General features: G+C 51.9%; 18 protein-coding genes. All 18 read right to left on the minus strand.

Annotation, left to right across the window (positions count from 1 at the left end; translation table 11 throughout):
• Positions 1 to 49 precede the first annotated feature (49 nt).
• The gene (locus tag ACFPMF_RS27090; RefSeq protein WP_379851129.1) at positions 50 to 1135 is read right to left on the minus strand and encodes an NADH-quinone oxidoreductase subunit G; all 1086 of its coding nucleotides are present in this window, start codon (positions 1133 to 1135) and stop codon (positions 50 to 52) included.
• Between the two features lie 15 nt (positions 1136 to 1150).
• A complete protein-coding gene (gene nuoF, locus ACFPMF_RS27095) occupies positions 1151 to 2491 on the minus strand; it encodes an NADH-quinone oxidoreductase subunit NuoF (protein WP_379851131.1) in 1341 nt (446 codons plus the stop codon).
• Between the two features lie 49 nt (positions 2492 to 2540).
• Positions 2541 to 3572 (minus strand): phytanoyl-CoA dioxygenase family protein, encoded by a 1032-nt coding sequence (locus tag ACFPMF_RS27100; RefSeq protein ID WP_379851133.1) that lies wholly within the window; start codon positions 3570 to 3572, stop codon positions 2541 to 2543.
• 44 nt (positions 3573 to 3616) lie between these two features.
• Positions 3617 to 4114: an NADH-quinone oxidoreductase subunit NuoE gene (gene nuoE / locus ACFPMF_RS27105; RefSeq protein ID WP_379851135.1), complete on the minus strand. Its 498-nt coding sequence runs from the start codon at positions 4112 to 4114 to the stop codon at positions 3617 to 3619.
• Positions 4115 to 4120: 6 nt separating this feature from the next.
• Positions 4121 to 4561 carry a DUF29 domain-containing protein gene (locus ACFPMF_RS27110; RefSeq protein WP_379851137.1) on the minus strand — a complete coding sequence of 147 codons (441 nt, stop codon included), beginning with the start codon at positions 4559 to 4561 and terminating at the stop codon, positions 4121 to 4123.
• 29 nt (positions 4562 to 4590) lie between these two features.
• On the minus strand, positions 4591 to 5838 hold the full coding sequence (gene nuoD / locus ACFPMF_RS27115) for an NADH dehydrogenase (quinone) subunit D (RefSeq protein ID WP_379851139.1): 1248 nt from the start codon (positions 5836 to 5838) through the stop codon (positions 4591 to 4593).
• A gap of 54 nt (positions 5839 to 5892) precedes the next feature.
• Complete coding sequence (locus ACFPMF_RS27120; RefSeq protein WP_379851141.1) at positions 5893 to 6396, minus strand: NADH-quinone oxidoreductase subunit C; 504 nt, start codon at positions 6394 to 6396, stop codon at positions 5893 to 5895.
• A 131-nt stretch (positions 6397 to 6527) separates the two neighbouring features.
• Positions 6528 to 7073: an NADH-quinone oxidoreductase subunit B gene (locus ACFPMF_RS27125; RefSeq protein WP_379851143.1), complete on the minus strand. Its 546-nt coding sequence runs from the start codon at positions 7071 to 7073 to the stop codon at positions 6528 to 6530.
• A 52-nt stretch (positions 7074 to 7125) separates the two neighbouring features.
• Positions 7126 to 7497 (minus strand): NADH-quinone oxidoreductase subunit A, encoded by a 372-nt coding sequence (locus tag ACFPMF_RS27130; RefSeq protein ID WP_379851145.1) that lies wholly within the window; start codon positions 7495 to 7497, stop codon positions 7126 to 7128.
• 140 nt (positions 7498 to 7637) lie between these two features.
• Complete coding sequence (locus tag ACFPMF_RS27135) at positions 7638 to 9776, minus strand: T9SS type A sorting domain-containing protein (protein ID WP_379851147.1); 2139 nt, start codon at positions 9774 to 9776, stop codon at positions 7638 to 7640.
• Positions 9777 to 9964: 188 nt separating this feature from the next.
• Positions 9965 to 12682: a T9SS type A sorting domain-containing protein gene (locus ACFPMF_RS27140; RefSeq protein WP_379851149.1), complete on the minus strand. Its 2718-nt coding sequence runs from the start codon at positions 12680 to 12682 to the stop codon at positions 9965 to 9967.
• 48 nt (positions 12683 to 12730) lie between these two features.
• A complete protein-coding gene (gene obgE / locus ACFPMF_RS27145; RefSeq protein ID WP_379851151.1) occupies positions 12731 to 13738 on the minus strand; it encodes a GTPase ObgE in 1008 nt (335 codons plus the stop codon).
• A 30-nt stretch (positions 13739 to 13768) separates the two neighbouring features.
• The gene (locus ACFPMF_RS27150; protein ID WP_379851153.1) at positions 13769 to 14359 is read right to left on the minus strand and encodes an adenylate kinase; all 591 of its coding nucleotides are present in this window, start codon (positions 14357 to 14359) and stop codon (positions 13769 to 13771) included.
• Positions 14360 to 14516: 157 nt separating this feature from the next.
• Positions 14517 to 16295 (minus strand): tetratricopeptide repeat protein, encoded by a 1779-nt coding sequence (locus ACFPMF_RS27155; protein WP_379851155.1) that lies wholly within the window; start codon positions 16293 to 16295, stop codon positions 14517 to 14519.
• Between the two features lie 94 nt (positions 16296 to 16389).
• The gene (locus tag ACFPMF_RS27160; protein WP_379851157.1) at positions 16390 to 17322 is read right to left on the minus strand and encodes a PstS family phosphate ABC transporter substrate-binding protein; all 933 of its coding nucleotides are present in this window, start codon (positions 17320 to 17322) and stop codon (positions 16390 to 16392) included.
• Positions 17323 to 17539: 217 nt separating this feature from the next.
• Positions 17540 to 18367 carry an energy transducer TonB gene (locus ACFPMF_RS27165; RefSeq protein WP_379851159.1) on the minus strand — a complete coding sequence of 276 codons (828 nt, stop codon included), beginning with the start codon at positions 18365 to 18367 and terminating at the stop codon, positions 17540 to 17542.
• 36 nt (positions 18368 to 18403) lie between these two features.
• Entirely contained in the window at positions 18404 to 18931 is a 528-nt protein-coding gene (locus tag ACFPMF_RS27170; RefSeq protein WP_379851161.1) for an ExbD/TolR family protein, read from the minus strand.
• A 46-nt stretch (positions 18932 to 18977) separates the two neighbouring features.
• Complete coding sequence (locus ACFPMF_RS27175) at positions 18978 to 19604, minus strand: ExbD/TolR family protein (RefSeq protein ID WP_379851163.1); 627 nt, start codon at positions 19602 to 19604, stop codon at positions 18978 to 18980.

A 19604-nucleotide genomic window follows, 5' to 3' on the forward strand; every position in this document is an offset into this window, starting at 1 on the left:
CAGGAATTATTAAGCCTTACTTCCCTTGTCTGTTCTCTCTGGTCTAAATTCAGGGTTCGGGATCGTTAGCGTGGGGCAGAACCGGTGCAAACCGCTCGGGGGGCAGTTGCTGAATACCCAACTGCGCTGTATCCCGCTCCTCATGCACATCGGTATAGGTCGCAGCCGCCAGCTTTTTCTGAAAATCTGGTTTCACCAGATCACGCCGGTATTTGTTGGCCGAAATAACCGAACTGCGCGAAACTTTCGTCGGTCCTTCGATCACCCAGTCGCTGGTCTGCTTCTTGTCGAACCGGCAGGTGTTGCAGATGAACTCCGTTACTTCATTCCATTCGTTCTTCCGCGCCGTCACCCGGATCACTTCCTCGCCCCGGTACCAGAGCGTCACGTTGCCGGAACAGGTCGGGCAGTCGCGGTGGGCATCGACCGGCTTCGTAAACCAGACCCGGTTTTTAAACCGGAACGTCTTGTCGGTCAGGGCGCCCACCGGGCAAACGTCGATCACGTTCCCGGAAAAGTCGTTGTCGACGGCTTTTTCGATATAGGTGCCGATTTCGGCGGCATCGCCCCGGCCCAATACGCCATGCACGCGTTTCTGCGTAATCTGGTCGGCTGTATACACGCAACGGTAGCACAAAATGCAGCGCGTCATGTGCAACTGGATATACGGACCAATATCTTGTTTTTCAAACGTCCGGCGTTCTTCCTCGTAGCGGGTGGTTGCCATGCCGTGGTTGAACGCGAAGTTCTGCAAATCGCACTCGCCGGCCTGGTCGCAAACCGGGCAATCGAGCGGGTGATTGATCAGCAGAAATTCCACAATCGATTTGCGAGTCGAAAGCACCTGCTCGTTGGTCGAGTTCTCCACGACCATACCATCCTGCACCGGCGTAATGCACGAAGCAACCAGCTTGGGCATCGGACGCGGATCTTTGGCCGAACCAGCCGCTACCCGCACCAGACAGGCCCGGCATTTGCCACCACTGCCTTTCAGCGGTTGGTAGTAGCACATGGCCGGAGGAGCCACATCGCCACCAATTTTCCGGGCCGCCTGCAAAATGGTTGTTCCGGGTTCCACTTCGACTTCAACGCCGTCGATGGTGACTTTAAATAACTGAGGTTGTGTATTTTCCATTTAGCTATCGCATTTTTACACCAGCGCCATCTCGCCTTTAAAAACCGCACCCGGTTTCGTCGCTTCGGAAGGGTTGGTAATGTGCCATTCGAACTCGTCGCGGAAGTGGCGGATCGCACTCGCTACCGGCCAGGCCGCGGCATCGCCCAACGGACAAATGGTGTTTCCTTCAATTTTCTTGGCCACATCGACCAGCAGATCAATATCCCGCTGATTGCCGTGACCGTATTCGATCCGGTGCAGAACCCGTTCCATCCAGCCGGTTCCTTCGCGGCACGGACTACATTGGCCGCAGGATTCGTGGTGGTAGAACCGGGCGAAATTCCAGGTGTTGCGCACGATGCAGGCCGTTTCGTCAAAGACAATAAAACCGCCCGATCCCAGCATGGTGCCGGTCTGAAAACCGCCATCCGATAGCGATTCGTAGGTCATTAAACGCGGGTCACCATTGGCCAGTTTCAGAATCAGGTTGGCCGGCAGGATGGGAACCGATGAACCCCCGGCTACGACGGCTTTCAGGTGATGCCCGTCGCGAATACCGCCACACCACTCGTCGGAGTAAATAAACTCTTCGACCGGTACGCCCAGCTCGATTTCGTAAACACCCGGTTTTTTGATGTGCCCCGAGGCCGAAATCAGCTTCGTACCGGCACTTCGGCCTACGCCGATGGCGGCATAGGCATCCCCGCCATTGTTGATAATCCAGGAGGTCGTTGCAATCGACTCGACGTTGTTAACCACTGTCGGGCACTGATAAAGCCCTTTGACGGCCGGGAAAGGCGGTTTATTCCGCGGGTTGCCCCGCTTGCCTTCCAGCGATTCGAGCAGGGCGGTTTCTTCCCCGCAAATGTAGGCTCCTCCGCCGGGCTGCACCACCAGTTCGAGGTCGTAGCCCGACCCCAGAATATTTTTTCCCAAAAAACCGGCGGCTTTCGCTTCGGCAATCGCTTTTTCGAGAATATGAATGACGTACATCAACTCGCCCCGCACGTAGATGAACGACTTGTTGGCCCCCAGGGCGTAGCTGGAAATAATCATTCCTTCCACCAGCAGGTGCGGAATGTGTTTCATGAGGTAATGGTCCTTGAACGTACCGGGTTCTGATTCGTCGGCATTGCAGACCAGATACCGGGGTACCCCTTCCGGTTTGGCCAGAAAGCTCCATTTCATGCCCATCGGGAAGCCCGCGCCCCCGCGCCCCCGGACGCCGGATTTCTTCACTTCTTCTACCACGGATTCCGGTGTCATGGTCTTGATGGCCTTTTCCACCGCCGTATAACCGCCCTGTTTCCGGTAAACGTCGTAGGTTTCAATACCGGGGACGTTAATATGTTCGAGCAGAATTTTTTTGCCCATAGCTATAGTTCAAAACGGGTTTTCACCCTCATCGTGAGTCACAAAATTATCACTTCCAATCTTTGCCTCCCGTCATGATGTCTTCCTCAGCGAGGTTGGTCGGGTTGGCGTAAATAGTAATTCCGTTATGCAATTGTTCAATTGACTTATCACCTTCTTCGAAGCGGTGTTTCGGATACGACCGCAGCGTTGAATAGTGACAAACGAACGATTTCCGGGTCAGCTCCGGTTTATTGATCCGGCTACCGCCGTGTGCCAAAGCGCCGTGCCAGAACAGCACATCACCTTTTTTCAGGAGCAACACGGTTTTCTGAATACCGTTTTTGGCACAAATGCTATCGAGGTATTTCGAAAAATCGTCGGGCGTATAATACGAATCCTGTTCGCTGAACAGAATACCGGTCCCAAAATCAAACTTCGGCAGGCGATGCGAACCGGGATAATAAACCAGTGGTCCCGAATCAGGGCTGACGTCTTCGAGCGGAATCCAGGCAGCCGCCAGGTGGCTGGCGATTTTGGAGCGCACCCACGGAAAATCCTGGTGCGTAGCCTGCTGGCTGCCGTATTTGAAAATCAAACTTTGAAAAACCGTCGTTTTTTCGTTAAAAACCGCCTGCAGGAAGGTCGCGATGTGCGGGTGCGTCATCACTTTTTTAGCCGCCACCGAACTGCTGTGGTATTCGAGCAAGCGCGAACCAATGCCCTTCAACCTTTCTTTAGGAACGTCTTTAATCGGTGTTTCCTTGCCGTCGTTAAACTGATAGACCAGGGATTTCAGCGAATATTTTTCATTGTTTTCAACAACCTCTTCCACTTCCTGCCACAACCCATCGATCCATTCAACGGGAATGGCCTGTTCCAGAATGACATACCCTTTATCGCGCCAGTCGCGGAGCAACTGACCTAAATCGTAGGGAAAATCTTTCGGTGTTTTAAATTTTTTGACAAACGCATCGATATCAGCATCCGAGCGATCAATCCAGGGCAAAGTCTCTTCTTCAAAATCAAGCGGAGCGTTCTTCATCCGGAATTTAACCATCCGGTAAAACCGCCGGAGCCTATCTTTCAACTTACTTTCCATCCGTGTCTCGCGTTTTGAATTTTAGGTTTGTCTTCTCCGAGTTTCTATTGACTCAGTTCTTCAATGATCTTATCGACCTTTTCTTTGGTCAGATGCATGTAGTATTTCTCCCGGATCTGAAAAACCGGCCCCATTCCGCAAGCGGCCAGGCATTCTACTTCTTTCAGCGTAAACTTCTGATCGGCGGTGGTTTCGCCAGCCTGAATACCGAGTTTCTGTTTCAGGTAATCGTACACTTCTTCGCCCCCCATCAGGCAGCACGGCCCCGTCCGGCAGTACTCGATGACGTGTTTGCCAACCGGATCGAGGTGAAACATCGTATAAAACGTCGCCACTTCGTAAACTTCAATCGCCTGAATATCCAGCATCCGGGCCACGTAATCCATCACTTCCGGACTCAGCCAGCCCCATTGTTCCTGCGCCAGGTGAAGCAGGGGCAACAGCGCCGATTTCTGGCGGCCATCCGGGTAGCGGGCAATGATTTCCTGCGCTTTGGTCACTCGCTCAGGGGTAAATTCTACGGTATTTCGCGTTTCCGTCATATCGGTTTACAGCAGGTATTCGTCTTCAAAAACTTCCTGCCACGTCAGCGGAGCAGGCTCAAATTTATCTTTACGCGACAGGTTCATTTCGGCCTTAGCCATTGTGATAGCATGATCAAAACATCGCGGCCAAACGCTTTCAATAAAAGCATCATTCAGAGAAGGCATCGCATCCTGTGCTTCTTCAATTTCAATCCGGGCGCCAATAATACTCCGCACCTGGCTGGTCGATCGTTTGTCTGGTTGGTAGCGCCATTTCAAAATATGCGCCATCAAGCGCGTCAGTTGGCTTTTCACGGCCCGCTGTTCATGCTTAGACATACTTTCCTCTAATTCATCGAGACCGGCAATAGCCTCATCGTACTCGTTCTGCTCAATCATTTTCCGGATTGTGCTGACCGTTTCCGGATAGGAGCTACTGACCAAATCCTGCCAGTCGGGTTTCATATGCCCTCCTTTCTCCCTTGCGGGAATATTTATGAATCCAATTCGCCCGCGATCACGTTCATGCTACTCATGATCACAATCGCATCCGAGAGCGTCAGGCCTTTGCACATTTCGGGGTAGGCCTGGTAGTAAATAAAACAGGGCCGCCGGAAATGCAGACGATACGGCGCCCGGCCACCGTCGCTGATCAGGTAAAAGCCTAACTCACCGTTACCGCCTTCCACCGCGTGATACACTTCGCCCACCGGGGCATCGATCTCTCCCATCACAATTTTGAAGTGATAGATGAGCGCTTCCATATTCCGGTAGACTTCTTTTTTGGGCGGGAGGTAATACTCCGGCGCATCAGCAAAGTAGGGCCCCTCCGGCAGGTTTTCCATCGCCTGTTCGATAATGCGCAGACTCTGCCAGATTTCTTCGTTCCGCACCATAAACCGGTCGTAGGTATCCCCACTTTTACCCACCGGAATATCGAACTCAAAGTCCTGATACGACGAATACGGATTCATGACCCGCACGTCATAATCGACTCCGGCCGCCCGTAGGTTCGGACCCGTAAAACCGTAGCTCAATGCCCGCTCGGCCGAAATACCGCCCACATCGATGACGCGGTCCATGAAAATCCGGTTGCGGTTGAACAGCTTTTCGAACTCGCGCATGATGGGCGGAAACCGCTTGATAAACGCCCGGATTTTCCGGATTGCTTCCGGCGACAAATCGCGTTCCATCCCCCCAATTCGGCCCATGTTGGTCGTCAGACGAGCTCCGCAAACCTCCTCGTAAATTTCGTAGATGTTTTCACGCTCTTCGAACAGGTACAGAAAACCGGTAAACGCGCCCGTGTCCACGCCCAGAATTCCATTACAGATCAGGTGATCGGCAATCCGGGCTAGTTCCATCATAATCACCCGGATGTACTGCGCCCGCTTCGGAACCGTAATATCCAGCAGCTTCTCAACGGTCATATGCCAGCCGAAGTTGTTGATCGGCGACGAACAGTAGTTCATCCGGTCGGTCAGCGTGGTGATCTGGTAGAACGGACGTCGTTCGGCAATTTTCTCGAAAGCCCGGTGAATGTAGCCAATCGTCTGCTCACCCGATACGATTTTTTCACCATCCATTTGCAGGATATTCTGGAAAATACCGTGGGTTGCCGGGTGCGTGGGGCCGAGGTTGAGGGTGGTTAACTCATTAACGTACTGAACGTTTCCTTCCGGTTTAGCGGGCAAATCGTTACCGGGTACGTTTTTATTCGATATGTCGAGTACTGTGCTCATGTCATGTCAGGGAGTAAAGGATGGAAGGGATAAGGATAACCGCTCCTTCCCTTCTCATCGCCCAAAAAGTGCATCAATCTTGTCTTCCCGGGTTGGGTCTTCGAGCGGATACTCTTTCCGCATCGGGAAGTAGTCCATGTCTTCCATGTTCAGAATCCGCTTCAGATTGGGGTGACCATCGAAGATAATTCCGAAGAAATCGTAGGTTTCCCGCTCCATCCAGTTCGCCGAGTTATACAGCGTCGTCAGGGTCGGGATGTGCAGATCGTTTTCGGCCAGAAAAACCTTGATACGAATCCGGAAGTTGTTGATCAGGCTGTGAAGCTGGTAAACGACACAAAACTCCCGCTCCGGATTCGGATCATCGGGGTAGTGAATCCCACAAAGCGTCGTCAAAAAACTGATCTGATACAGGGAATGATCCCGCAGGTACTGAATAATCGGAATAATCTGCTCCCGCGTAGTCGACAGGGTCAGCATTCCGTACGGGTCATCAAAATCGTAAACGTCTTCCCCAAACTGGCGGATCAGATCTTTAGCAACTTCTTCGTTCGTCATGAAAAGAAATCAAATTGTCAGATGGTTTGAATCACTAACTGTTTCTTAAGGGTTGGCTGGTGCCGGGTTGAACGGTTTTCTACGGATTCGGCCCGGCAACATTACCATCATTTTGTTCTTCAAACCATCCATCATTGAATATTATACGACTCCAGCAAGTGCTGGTATTCGGGCGAATTCCGCCGGCGGAGGGATTCGTTATGCGCCAGTTCCTGCACCTGCATCAGGCCATCCAGAATCTGCTCCGGACGCGGGGGGCAACCCGGCACATAGACATCCACCGGAATAATGCGGTCGATGCCCTGCAAAACGCTGTAGGTATCGAAAATACCGCCACTCGACGCACAGGCACCAATCGCAATCACCCAGCGCGGTTCGGCCATTTGCAGATACACCTGTTTCAGAACCGGCGCCATTTTCTTGGCGATGGTACCGGCCACGAGCAGCACATCGGCCTGACGGGGCGAAAAACTCGGGCGCTCGGCACCAAACCGGGCAATATCGTACCGCGACGCCATGGTCGACATAAACTCAATTCCGCAGCACGAGGTCGCAAACGGCAAAGGCCAGAGCGAATTCGCCCGGGCCAATCCAATTATTTTATCAAAGGAAGTCGCCTGAAAACCAGCACCACTGTAGTTATCGGGCGCTTCCACTATTTTAATATCACTTGCCATGCCATTTTGGTTGTTGATAACAACAAATTAACATTTTTTACTGCTTTTCAGTTTACTCCCACTTCAAAACTCCTTTTTTCAGGATATAGTAGAAACCGGCCAGCAGTAAACTCATAAACAGCGCCATTTGGACAAACCCGGCTACGCCTAAGTTTTTGAAATTCACCGCCCAGGGATACATAAAGATCACTTCGACGTCGAACAGGACAAAGAGAATGGCAATCAGGAAGTATTTAATGGAAATCGGCGTCCGGGCATCACCCTGCGAAGGAATTCCGCACTCAAAGGCGGCATCTTTTTTCTGACTGTTCCGTTTCGGACCGATGTTGTGCGTGACAATCATGGTCGTCACGATAAATCCCAGTGCTAATCCCAATTGGATAAGAATCGGCAGGTAATCAGAAGGCAAATACGTTGTATTCATATAAAGCGATAGAAAGCACGCAAGTTAACGATATTTCAAACACGAAATCACCTTTCAAATTTACCACATAACCACGGATTTATCAACACAAAGCGGGCCTTCCAACTAACTGGAAGGCCCGCTTTGTGTTGATCCGGTTCTTATTTTATCCAAACCCGGCGGGTCGCTTCGTACCCATCCGCCTTAATTTGTATAAGATAGTTCCCCATTGAAAGGGCAGATAAATTAATGGCCAGCTGGTTATCAAAAACCGCAACCTGCGTTTTGTAAACGACCTGACCGCTTAAGGTCGAGACAGTTATGCTGGCATTTTTTAAATTCTCTTTCATTTCAAGCCGGACAATCCCATCGGGCGATGGATTGGGAAACGCGATAATTTCATCGCTTGCATTTTCATTCACGACGTACGTGACCGGGTTGGAATAAAGCGAATTACAAACAATCGAACTGTTGCCAAGTGTAAAAGTCGTTTTCGACCGGGCAGAATATTGTCCGGTCTGGGTCACTTTGATAACCTCCGAATTGCCGCCTACCGCCGTATTACCGGTTCTCCAGTCATATTGCCGCCGGGCGATCACCGCTCCCTCGGGCGGAAACGCCTGCAGGGAGAACGGCCCGCGCTGCTCAACCACCGGCGGAGCCTGTTTCGGCTGGATAACCAGACTGGCCGGGGCCGAAGCTGCCGATGTACACCCATACGGATTAACCGCCCGCGCCGTGTAACTACCCGCTGTTCCGACGGTCAATTGACGCGCGGTTATGTTGGTGCTCCAGATGATGTTATTGGCAACCGGCGTATCGGTCGAAAACGTGAAGGTCGAATCCGCGCAGGCCTGCTGCGTCCCGGCCTGCGTAATGGTGGGCGTGGCCGGGACCAGGGGAGCCGTGATGGTTACCGAAGGTGAAATAAAGGTCGTCCCGGTTTCGTCTTTGGCGATGGCGTAGTAGGTTCCCGGGGCGGTGACGTTCAGCGTACGACCTTTTTGTCCGTTGCTCCAGGTGACGTTGCTGAGCTGAAAAACCGTATTGTCTTTGTCCCGTATCTCCGATTCCAAACTCAGGTTAATGCTCTGGTTGGTCGAAGCACAGGTCACGGTCAGGGCCGGTGTCGGCAAGGGCAGCAACGGAATGGAGCCGCTGAAAAACCGCTCGTCCATGCTGGCAAACCAGGCTTCGGCATACTGCCGTAAACCGTCGCCCCCGAAGTGCGTACCACCGTCGCCATTCATCTGATCATACCGCGGAATCTGAATCCGGTCGGTTTCCGGTCCGGCAAAGACGTTGTTGTTAAACGTACCAATCACCTGATTCTGGGCGTTAATAATGCCGCCGTCAAACCGGCCTAAATTATAGGAGGAACGCGCCAGCATCCACGACGAATACCGCCGGGTATCAGCGCGGGTTTTGTTGATGAGCAATTGCATCGAGGTCCGGTATTGCTCCTGTGGGATCCGCAAATGATTATCGGTTTCGCCCTGTTGCCACAAAACCGCCTTCAGGCCCTGCAAGGAGCTGAAATACCGCAGCGAAACCAGCAGGTTTCCGTAGGGCATCCCGGCGGGCAGGTCCTGACCCGTAAAAACGCTTTTGGTCGTTCTTCCGTCAAAGCTTTCCGTCCAGTTATGAATGGCGGTACCGGCCCAGGCTGTATTGATGAATAAAACCGGAACCCGGTATTTGGCCACGATCATGTCGCCCAGCAAGCCCCAGCACCACGCACTCTGCCCCCGGGGCCCAACGAGCGCGTCGGCGCCTAACTGCCGAAAACTGAGCGCAGGCGGATTTTCAAGGGAATTGGCGGTGGTGTTGTCGTAGGTGATGCAATTGACCCGGTCGTCTTTAGCTCCTTCGGCCCCCTGCTGCTGAAAGCCCTGGGCGTTTGACTGGCCCGTAATGATAAACACTTCTCCGATGCCAATTCGAAGCACATTATCCTGTCCGACCAGGGTCGTACCGTCCCAGGCCCGGACCTCCAGGCGATACCAGCCGCCCCGGCCGTTGAGCGGTCCCTGAAAAACACCGCCCCTGGGATTGGTCTGAATGGTTTGCCAGTCGGTGTCGATTCCCTGGCCTTCGTTCATTTTGACCAGACGAGCCTCCACTTTCGTAATGGGCTGGGCGTAGGTTCCGGCAATATAAATCGTGCTGTTATCCCGCTGGTCGCGCTGAAAAACCGCCCGGCTGGCCGGATACGTTATCTTGATCTGGGCCGTTGCCCAATGTCCAAAAAGAAACAGTCCCGCGATGCCAAGCATTCGGGTGATTACGGTGAATTTCATTCGGTATTAACAAGTAATCGTTCTCACTTCAATCTCTCGTATCGGTTCGGTACTTTGATCCTTGTAGGGGTTGAACGGGGTGTGCATCCGATGCATACGCTTACGCTAACAAAGATTTCCCTTTTTTCCGGGAAAACAAAAAGGCTCCGCGAATGTGATTCCGCGGAGCCAATCCATGCTATAAAGGCTTATAAACCAAGAATCAGCCGTTTCGAAGCCTTAAAGGTAGCCGATCGAACCGTCAGGACGTAATGCCCCGGCGGCACGGTCGAGAGGGTCCATCGCTGCCGTTCAGCAAACGACGATACGGTGGTCCGCCAAAGTACCTGCCCGCTCAGCGTCGACAACGTAAGCGTAACATTCGTAATATCCTCCAGCGTTTCGATCATCACCACCTTGTCCGGGCTGGGATTCGGGTAGATGCTCAGGCCGTCGTTGTCGGTAATCAGTGTATAGGCAATGGCCGCCGAGAAATCGGACGAGCAGACGAGTCCATTGTCATACGCCAGAAAGGCTTTCGCCCGGTAGGTGCCCGACTGATTGGCTTTAATAATCGGCGTCCGAAGCTCAACGACGGCGTTGTCGCGCTGCCACTGGTAATAATCTCCCTGCCGGGTTCCGGTCGCTTCCAGCGTATAGGTACCGATTTGCTGAACAATGGGCACGGAAGGGACCGGTTTCACATCGACCGTCAGCCCCGCCGAGGCCGGAGAGTAACAGCCGTTGCCGTCGCGGACGCGGGCCGTATAGACATTCGAGCGGGTCGCAACAATACTTTGGGTCGAATCCCCCACGTTCCAGAAGGCTTTGAGCGAACCGCTGGCCGTCAGCGTCACCTGGCCGCCATCGCAGAAGGTCGTCGAGCCACTGGCCGTCAGGGTTGGCGGAGCCGGCAACGGATTGACGTTAATCGTAATTGTGTTGGAAGGGTCGGACAAGCAGTTGTAGATATTCCGCGTTCTGACGACGTAATTACCGGCCTGATTGATCGTGATGCTCCGCGACGTTTGCCCGCTTTCCCAGGTATAACCGGTTTCGGCCGTGGACGTCAAGGTGACGTTCTGATCGGCACAAAAGGTTGTTGGGCCGCCCGCACTGATGGTCGGCCGGTTGGGCAGCGGATCAACTATAATGGCTACCTGATTGGACTCCCGGGAGGTACAGCCATTCTGATCGGTTATGGTCAGGGAGTAGGTTCCGCCCTTACGCACTTCGATCTGCTTCGTTTTTTCGCCCGTATTCCAGTTGTAAATCAAGGCATCGGTGGCTTCGAGCCTGGTGGAAAGCCGATCGCAAAACCGGGCCTCACCCAAATTCCGGACGGTCGCCGGAGCCGGCAGGGGGTTGACCTTCACGGCTACTTCATCCGAATTAAACTCACAGTTACCGACATCACGATAAACCGCCCGGTAGTTCCCGGCCGTCGAAACGGTAATATTTTTACCAGTTCCGTTATTGCTCCAGAACGTATTGTCGTACGAAGAACTCAGGGTAACATTCCCGCCCTCGCAGAAGGTGGTGGGGCCGTTGGGGGTGATCGTCGGGCGGTTGGGGACCTGAAACGGAGCGGTAAAAAGCGTATTGCCCCGATCGTCCTTTACGGTCGCCATATACTGCCCACTGCCTACGGTCACGGTTTGCGTGTTTCCACCGGCATTCCAGTTGATGGAACTGAAATTACCGTCAACCTTCAACGACAGGGTATTGGTTGGTCCGCAGGTGACCGTAATCGTAGCGCCACCGGTGGGTGACAGGGGCCGCGAATTCTGAAAGAAATTATCATTCATACTCGCATTCCAGGCATCAGCCAGCTGAATCAGGCCATTATCAAAAAAGTGAACGCCCAAATTATCCCGCTGTCCGGCCCCGGATCGTGGAATCTGAATGCCATCGGTATTCGGCCCGGCAAATACATTGCCGGTTGTCTGAATTACCTTATCCTGCCCCGCGATAACATTTGGATCGGTCGAGCTTCCATCATACGACACCCGACACACCATCCAGGAAATGTCTTTGCCACTATGCTCCCGGCTTTTATTAATAATCCGCGACAGATTGTAAGCATAATCATCTACCGATCGGTTGAATATATTATCCGCTTCACCCTGATGCCAGAGGATGGCCCGCACCCCCAGCGCGTGCACATAATAGTTCAAAGCCGTCCTGAGGTTGCCGTAGGGTTGTCCAATGGCGTATTTGTCCGTATTCGTGTATTCTTCGGTAGTCTGAATCCCCTCCGCGCTTTCCCGCCAGTTTTTGGAAGACGACCCCTCGAAGGCGGCATTAAAGAACAAAACCGGTACGCCCAACCGCGCGACCAGCATATCCCCCAGCCGCCCCCAGCACCAGGACGAATAACCACGCGGGAAGACCCGGTTTCCCGCGTCCAGGTGCGAAAAATCGGGAAAATTGGGATCAAACGGTGAGTCAAGATTGCCCAGGCCGAAGTTGACACAGCTTACGCGGTCACTGCTGGCGCCCGGCCCCCCGTAATTTGTAAATCCCTGGGCATTCGATTGGCCGGCAATGACAAAAACCTCCCCAACCCCGATCCGTTCAACACCACCGCCTTCAATGTATTGTTCTCCCTGCAAACCACGCACTTTGATCCGGTACCAGCCACCTTTCACCGTGACCGATCCCGCAAAAGCGCCTCCTTTCGGATTCTCCTGAATTGTGGTCCAGTCAACGAGCGTGCCGCCATCCATGGGTTCGACGCGCACCTGAATCCGGCTAAAGGGCAACGAGTAAAAACCGCCAATCCAGAGGCTGGCTTCGTTACCGCCATTCCGCTGGAAAACCATGCGTGATTTGGGAAATGTAATCTGGAGCTGCGCCAGCACCCGGGCAGGAAGTAAGAATAGGAAGAAGCAAAATAACGTTGTACAAATTCGAATGTTCTTCATAAGCTGAGCGTCCCACTGAGTCAATTGCGTTGGTCGCTTGTGGATTGGTTATAGGTCTGTTTCAGGTTCGGTCAGTGCTTTCCAGATCAAATCTTTCAGGTCTGTTAAGCCTTCCTGCCGAATTGCAGAGATAAAAACCGTTGGAATATTGGCCGGTAAACGTTTCCGAATCGTTTTATAGTCTTTTTCGTCGATCAAATCCGTCTTAGAAACAGCCACAATTCGCTGTTTGTCGAGCAACTCCGGATTATACTGCCGCAGCTCATTCAACAACGTTTCGTATTCGGCCCCGCAGTCTTCACTGGTCGCCGGGACCAGAAACAGTAAAATGGAATTTCGTTCAATGTGCCGCAAAAACCGCAATCCCAGCCCTTTTCCCTGCGACGCCCCTTCGATAATGCCCGGAATATCGGCCATCACGAACGATTTATAATCCCGGTAAGCAACGACCCCCAACTGGGGTACAAGGGTTGTAAAAGGATAGTCGGCAATTTCGGGCCTGGCCGCCGATACCACCGACAACAAGGTCGATTTACCGGCATTCGGAAAGCCAACCAGCCCTACATCAGCCAGCAATTTTAATTCCAGAATGACCCACTCTTCCTGGCCCGGTTCGCCGGGTTGGGCATAGTCCGGTGCCTGCCGCGTCGAAGACTTGAAGTGGGAGTTTCCCAAACCACCCCGACCGCCATGAAGCAGGATAATTTCTTCCCCGTCTTCTGTGATCTCGGCCAACTGCTCACCGGTTTCCGCGTGCCGGGCAATGGTTCCGAGCGGAACTTCAATAATGACATCGTCTCCTTCGGCCCCCGTCCGTCGGCCGCCTTCCCCGCCTTTACCCGGTTTGGCTTTAATGTGTTTCTGATACTTCAGGTGTAATAACGTCCAGAGCTGCGCGCTGCCTTTCAGGACAATATGTCCGCCCCGTCCGCCGTCGCCCCCGTCAGGACCGCCTTTATCGACGTGTTTTTCACGCCGGAAATGCATCGATCCGGCGCCACCGGCGCCTGATCGAACATTTATTTTTACGTAATCTATAAAGTTTGATGAAGCCATCCTACCCGTTTTGGCCTGACAATCATCCGGTTACCCCTGAACGTTTGACGTGGCGGTTTCGATTTTCTCACAAATGGCCTGGAATATTTCCTCAATGCCCCCGATTCCATCGACGGCTTTGAATTTCCCCTGCGATTCGTAGTAATTGGCAACAGGTGCCGTTTTATCATTATACTCCTTCACCCGCCGGCGGATCAGCTCTTCGTTCTGATCGTCCGGACGGCCCGACGATTGCCCGCGAATCAGCAACCGTTTTGTTAGCTCTTCTTCATTCACGACCAGCGCAACCATCACGGTAATCCGGGTGTTGTATTGTGCCAGCAGCCGATCGAGCGCTTCCGCCTGCGGAACCGTCCGCGGAAAGCCATCAAAAATGAAGCCAGCCGCTGCCTGGTTCTCTTTCAGCTTATTCTCAATCATGCCGATAACCACCTCATCGGGAACCAGAATTCCCTGGTCCATGAGCATTTTGGCCCGCAGACCAAGTTCGGTTCCCGCCCGGATTTCGGATCGCAGCAGGTCACCCGTTGATAAATGCACCAATTTATATTGGGCAATTATTTTTTCACTTTGTGTGCCTTTCCCGGCACCCGGTGGGCCAAATAGTACAAGATTGAGCATAGGATATTGCAAGGTGCATGCACGTTTACGCACAAAATTACACTTGTTGTCAGGAAAACATCATATTCCCGGACAAGTATTTATCAATAGGTTTCTCCCAACAAAAAGAGGAACCCTTCAGAAGGGTTCCTCTTTTTACTCAAAATTGGGAAAAAGTTTATTTGGTAGCTTTCCCAGCCGGTTTTTTCGGGGCTGGTTTGGCGGCCGGTTGTTGTTTGGCAGCCGGTTGTGGTGCCGGCGGATTCAGGGCGTTCTGCACATCCTTGTCGTTCGGATCCAGTTCAGCCGCTTTTGTCAAATATTCTTTTGACTTCACCGCGTCGTTCTTGTTCGCGTAATAGGAGGACAGGAACTTATACGCCGTCATCATATACCGTTTGTTCGATTCTTTCTTGGCGGCATCGGCAGCAATCTCCTTATCCGAAACTTCCAGGTATTTCTCGTATAGCGGCACGGGGGCGCCCGTACTCATTGCGCCTTTCGTATCGCTGAAGTAATTAGCCGACGCCCGGAAGTAATAACCCGGTGACCAGTCCGGCGTAATCTGGTTTACTTTCAGAAATGCCGAATCGGCTGCTGCATAGAATTTCTCTTTCGCCTGACGAATGGCGGCCGTATCCCCGCCCATCATCATGGTGCTGTCCCGTCCTACCCGGCTTCCGAGCAGATAGTTCGACATCCCGAGTTGGAAATAATCGTTGGTCGTAGCCTTGGCGGTATCAACTGCAATTGCTTTTTTATACGCATCGGCAGCCTTATCGTATTTCTTAGCACTATACTGCGTTTTCCCGATCTCCCGGTACAGGTTTTCGGTTGAGTCCAGGGGAGCCGCTTTTTCCAGGTTTACAATGGCCAATGAGTCGCCTTCCGGTGTTCCCAACTGAGCATACGCGCGGCCAAGGTATTTGTAATCATCGTAGATTACTTTATCCGGGGCGGTCTGGATAAAGGTGTTCAGGGCCTGAATGGCTTCGTCGTATTTACCCGAACCTGAGTAGGCCCAGCCACGAATCCGCTGAATAACCGGGTTTTTCACTTTTCCTTCCAGTTGGTCCAGCTTCTGAATGGCTTTGTTGAAGTCGCCAGCCAGGAAGTCAAACTGGGCCGAACGCAGCAATTTGTCTACGTTAGTAGTTTGGCTTTTCTGGATGTACAAATCCATGTTTTTAGCGGCATTCTTATAGGCTCTCGAACCAAAGAATGCTTCGGCCAGGTCTTCATACGTTGGTGCAAAGTCCGGGTCAGCCGCAATAGCTTCTTCGTAGTGCTTCTGCGCTTGCTGGTAGTTTTTAGCGCGCAGGAACGTATTACCGATTTTGTATTTGGCTTCGGCATTGTTCGGGCGAATCGTGAGCGCGTTCTCGTATTTTGAAACCGCATTACCACCGTCGTTTTTCAGTGTATAGGCATCGCCCAACGCCATTTCAATCTCGGCGTTCTCGTTTTTCTTATCCCGCTCGTCGGCAATTGTCAGAATCCGGATCGCTTCTGCCGGGTTGTTCAGCCCTTCTTCGGGTTTGCGGAACATCGTGTAGGCTTCACCAGCGCGGAGCAGCACGTCGATATTCTTATTCTTAGTTTCTTTTAAAGCGTTATCGATTAAGGTCTTTGCCGTAGCGCCGTCTTTCTTAGCCAGGGCAACCGCACCCAGGCCAACGTTGTTCAGTTGGTTTTTAGGGTCGGCAGCCACCCCTTTGTCAAAGGCTTGTTTGGCAGCGTCCGGATTTCCGGCTTTCAACTGAGCGTAACCCAGATAGAAAAAGTTATCGGCAGAAGGTGCACTGGTTGCCAAACCTTCAAATGTTTGGATAGCCTTGTTGTAACGGCCTGCTTCCAGATCCTTCACTCCCGATTGTGCATCTTGGGCAACCGCTTGCAATGAACCGAACAAACCGGCGGCCACCACTGTAAACAGAGCTTTCTTGTTGAAATTCATGCCAATTTCAGGTTGAGAATGGGTGAAAAAATAGTTTATACCTTAAAAAAACAAAATGCAAAATTACAAAATTACGCTGGGAACCGAAAGTTTTTCAATACTTTTCCAGAAATACCTCCCGATTATACGGCTTTGCGGGCCATAAACCACTTTTTTCGATCAATAGCCCGCCCACATCGCGAACAATATAATTAATCAGCCCGCTTCCTAAACCGGAATGGGCTTCCCGGCTAATCACATAAACGTTCCGTCGAAGGGGATATGTCTTTAAACCCAGATTCTTTTGAAATGGTTGAAAAAAATCATCAATCGAACCGGGATCTGACTGATCGGATACGCCCATAACCCGCAGATTCTTTGACAGTTCCGCAGCCAGGGGTGAGTCACCATCGCTAATCCAGTTCACACCGATAAAGCCCAGTGCCGTTGGATTCTTACGAACATATTCAATGACTTGTTTGTTCGATTTTACCGTGAAAATTTTGAGTTTATTGAAGTCCGTGACCTGAAACTGCTTGATGGCAAAACTCAGATTGCTGGAATTGTTGTTGTCAAATACCAGCACAATTGGCCCGGTTTGACGGCCCCGCTTCAGTTGTTCCCAGCGGGTGATGCGGCCCTGAAAAATGTCGTTCAATTCCGGCACCGTAATCAGACTATCGGGGTTTTGCCGACCCACGATCAGGGCTATGCCATCCGTTGCGATGAACTCCGATTTGTACTTGATCTTTTCTCTGGCCAAAACCGCCTTTTCATCCGCATTCAGTTCACGCGTCGAAAACACCAGCCGGGCGCTGTCGCGCAGCATGGTTGCAATGGCTTCCTGTTCGGGTTTAAACGTTACGTTAAATTTCGTATTGGGATAAACGCCTTCGTAAGCCTTGTAGATGGATTCGACCATCGGCTCCAGGGATTCATCCGCCGTTATGCTGATGGTTCCGTGACTTGGATTATCCGGCGGTGGGGACGAACAGGCAGCCAGGCTCAGCAGGCCAGCTCCAAGTCCAATTTTAATCAGCGTATTCATCCTTAAAACAAACGTTGTACCCCCCGATACGCCCTGAATAATCCATAGATGATTAGCAAACCGGCTAACAGATAGCGGAAGGTCCCGGTGGGCAACAGTCCAAAAGACTGAGAGGAGGCAATCAGATAGATGCCCCCTCCCAGGTATAATAACCCCATCAGCACGTTTAAATACCGACTGATAAGATCCGCAGATGGTTTTGGTTTCATTCGCAAGCTTACTCCAACTGGAAGTTGATCGGCAGGTTGTATTTAACCCGTACCGGACGACCGGACTGTTTACCAGGCCGCCATTTCGGCATGGCTTTTACAACGCGCATGGCCTCTTCATCCGTACCGAAACCCAAGCCTTTCAGAACTTGTACGTCCTGAATGGAACCATCGGTATTCACCACGAAGCTTACGAATACCCGGCCGGATACGTTGGCCCGGGACGCTGCGGGTGGGTAGCGAATGTTCTTGCTCAGGAATTGGCCCAGAGCGGCCATCCCGCCCGGAAATTCCGGATTTTGTTCAACAACAGTAAAGATTTGTTCTTCTTTCGGAGCCGCTTCCACAGCCGCTTCGACTTTCGTCGGACCGGCGGTTTCTTCCGGAGCCACAATCACCTCTTCGGCATTGGGATCCCCTTCCTGCGTTTTTTCGGCCGCAACGGCTTCTTTCAATTCCTCAACGGTCGGCGGAGGAGTTTCTTCGGGTACTTCCTCATCCGGTTTTACTTCCGGCGGAAGGAATTTCACCGTGTTTACTTTCGGTAGTTCTACCGGCGGTGGCGGTGGCGGTGGCGGTTCATTCGGGTCAATGGGCGGTGGCGGTAATTTCATCAGGTCCACTTCCACCATGGCCTGCTCCTGTTCTTCAGGTTTCAGCACCGAAATGATGGTCGGGGTAGCCATTGCCAGGAGAAATAGCGCGGACCCGATAATCAGGGAGCGATAAATCGTCTTGGAATAGTTTTTCCGTAATGCATACGCACCATACGCCTTGTTACGATCGGCGAACACTATATCATCGAGTGTTCCCGTGTTGGTCGTTACTTCTGCCATGGCGATTAATTCATTGAATTGGCTGGAGGCCGTTCATTACTTCATTTTGTCGGCAATAAGCTTGTTCTCATCCGGAGTCAGCTGATCCACCAACGCGTAGCGCTTCGTCTTCGTGATCGCCATCTCGTCGAGCATATCCACCAGGTTTTTGTAGGTAGATTCTTTGGTCGGTTTAATGACCACGACGAAATCTTTCTCTCCGATCTTCGCTTTGTTTTCCTGCAAGGCACTCCGGATTTCCTGCCCAAACTGAACCGTTTTTAATTCCGGGTCTTCGTTGGCGGCTTTTCCGAAGATGTAGTGAATCTGGTTTTCTTTCCCCAGGAAAATTGTCATTACCTTGGAGGCCTTGATGGGCTCCGTTTCTTCTTGTTGGGTCTTGTCAGGCACGTTTAGTGTCATCGAAGACGGTTTGCTCAAGGTGGAGGCAAGAATGAAAAACGTAATGAGAAGAAAGCCCAAGTCCACCATGGGGGTCATATCGACCCGGGTTGAACTTTTTTTACTTCGGACTTTCCCACCTTTTTTCTTACCACCACCCCCACCGGTGTCGATATCTGCCATCTTTTTACACTGTTAAGGCGATGAATCGCGTGAGTTTTGTGGTTAATTAATCATTTGTCCATCCGGCAGGTGGAGCTTCCGTACCTGTAATCAGGTTGAACTTATTGATGTTCTGCGATTGCAGGGAACTCAATACGTTCTTGAAGTTCGGGAACTTCGCCAGGTTATCGCCTTTTACAGCAATACGTAGTTTGTTATTCGCTTTGCGGGCATTGAAAACCCATTGCGATAACTGGTTAGTCTGCAAATTAGCCGTCGAATCGACCGGAACACCGGGCTGCTTGATTTGCGACTGCTGGTCCGATTTCAGCGACAGGAAGGACTTCAACTGGTTGATCGGCAGACCGAAGTTCGGCAACAGTGAGAATGCTTTCTTTTCCCGATCAGAGAATGAAATACCGTACACTTCGCCAATATTTTCAAGCATCGCAATCCGATTCGGCTGGCCATCGATACCGAAGAACACTTTCCCGTCTTTATCCAGGCTAATGGTCATGATATCGGTATCGGGCACTTTAATACCTGAGATAGACGTTGGCGGGTTGATTTCAGCAGCCTCCTGTACGCGGATCTGCGCCGTCAAAATAAAGAAGGTCAGCAGAAGGAAGGCTACATCACACATCGCCGTCATATCCATGTGAGGATGCGACCGCTTGGGCTTAACGATAGGCAT

The organism is Larkinella bovis, from assembly GCF_042655385.1.
GTDB lineage: Bacteria > Bacteroidota > Bacteroidia > Cytophagales > Spirosomataceae > Larkinella > Larkinella bovis.

What these genes read in the sequence shown, in the direction of transcription:
- ACFPMF_RS27150 (WP_379851153.1), bottom strand. Translation starts at nt 14,359, where the DNA reads ATGCTCAATCTTGTACTATTTGGCCCACCGGGTGCCGGGAAAGGCACA.
- ACFPMF_RS27100 (WP_379851133.1), bottom strand. Translation starts at nt 3,572, where the DNA reads ATGGAAAGTAAGTTGAAAGATAGGCTCCGGCGGTTTTACCGGATGGTT.
- ACFPMF_RS27110 (WP_379851137.1), bottom strand. Translation starts at nt 4,561, where the DNA reads ATGAAACCCGACTGGCAGGATTTGGTCAGTAGCTCCTATCCGGAAACG.
- ACFPMF_RS27160 (WP_379851157.1), bottom strand. Translation starts at nt 17,322, where the DNA reads ATGAATACGCTGATTAAAATTGGACTTGGAGCTGGCCTGCTGAGCCTG.
- ACFPMF_RS27155 (WP_379851155.1), bottom strand. Translation starts at nt 16,295, where the DNA reads ATGAATTTCAACAAGAAAGCTCTGTTTACAGTGGTGGCCGCCGGTTTG.
- ACFPMF_RS27135 (WP_379851147.1), bottom strand. Translation starts at nt 9,776, where the DNA reads ATGAAATTCACCGTAATCACCCGAATGCTTGGCATCGCGGGACTGTTT.
- nuoF (WP_379851131.1), bottom strand. Translation starts at nt 2,491, where the DNA reads ATGGGCAAAAAAATTCTGCTCGAACATATTAACGTCCCCGGTATTGAA.
- nuoD (WP_379851139.1), bottom strand. Translation starts at nt 5,838, where the DNA reads ATGAGCACAGTACTCGACATATCGAATAAAAACGTACCCGGTAACGAT.
- ACFPMF_RS27175 (WP_379851163.1), bottom strand. Translation starts at nt 19,604, where the DNA reads ATGCCTATCGTTAAGCCCAAGCGGTCGCATCCTCACATGGATATGACG.
- ACFPMF_RS27125 (WP_379851143.1), bottom strand. Translation starts at nt 7,073, where the DNA reads ATGGCAAGTGATATTAAAATAGTGGAAGCGCCCGATAACTACAGTGGT.
- ACFPMF_RS27120 (WP_379851141.1), bottom strand. Translation starts at nt 6,396, where the DNA reads ATGACGAACGAAGAAGTTGCTAAAGATCTGATCCGCCAGTTTGGGGAA.
- ACFPMF_RS27090 (WP_379851129.1), bottom strand. Translation starts at nt 1,135, where the DNA reads ATGGAAAATACACAACCTCAGTTATTTAAAGTCACCATCGACGGCGTT.
- obgE (WP_379851151.1), bottom strand. Translation starts at nt 13,738, where the DNA reads ATGGCTTCATCAAACTTTATAGATTACGTAAAAATAAATGTTCGATCA.
- ACFPMF_RS27165 (WP_379851159.1), bottom strand. Translation starts at nt 18,367, where the DNA reads ATGGCAGAAGTAACGACCAACACGGGAACACTCGATGATATAGTGTTC.
- nuoE (WP_379851135.1), bottom strand. Translation starts at nt 4,114, where the DNA reads ATGACGGAAACGCGAAATACCGTAGAATTTACCCCTGAGCGAGTGACC.
- ACFPMF_RS27170 (WP_379851161.1), bottom strand. Translation starts at nt 18,931, where the DNA reads ATGGCAGATATCGACACCGGTGGGGGTGGTGGTAAGAAAAAAGGTGGG.
- ACFPMF_RS27130 (WP_379851145.1), bottom strand. Translation starts at nt 7,497, where the DNA reads ATGAATACAACGTATTTGCCTTCTGATTACCTGCCGATTCTTATCCAA.
- ACFPMF_RS27140 (WP_379851149.1), bottom strand. Translation starts at nt 12,682, where the DNA reads ATGAAGAACATTCGAATTTGTACAACGTTATTTTGCTTCTTCCTATTC.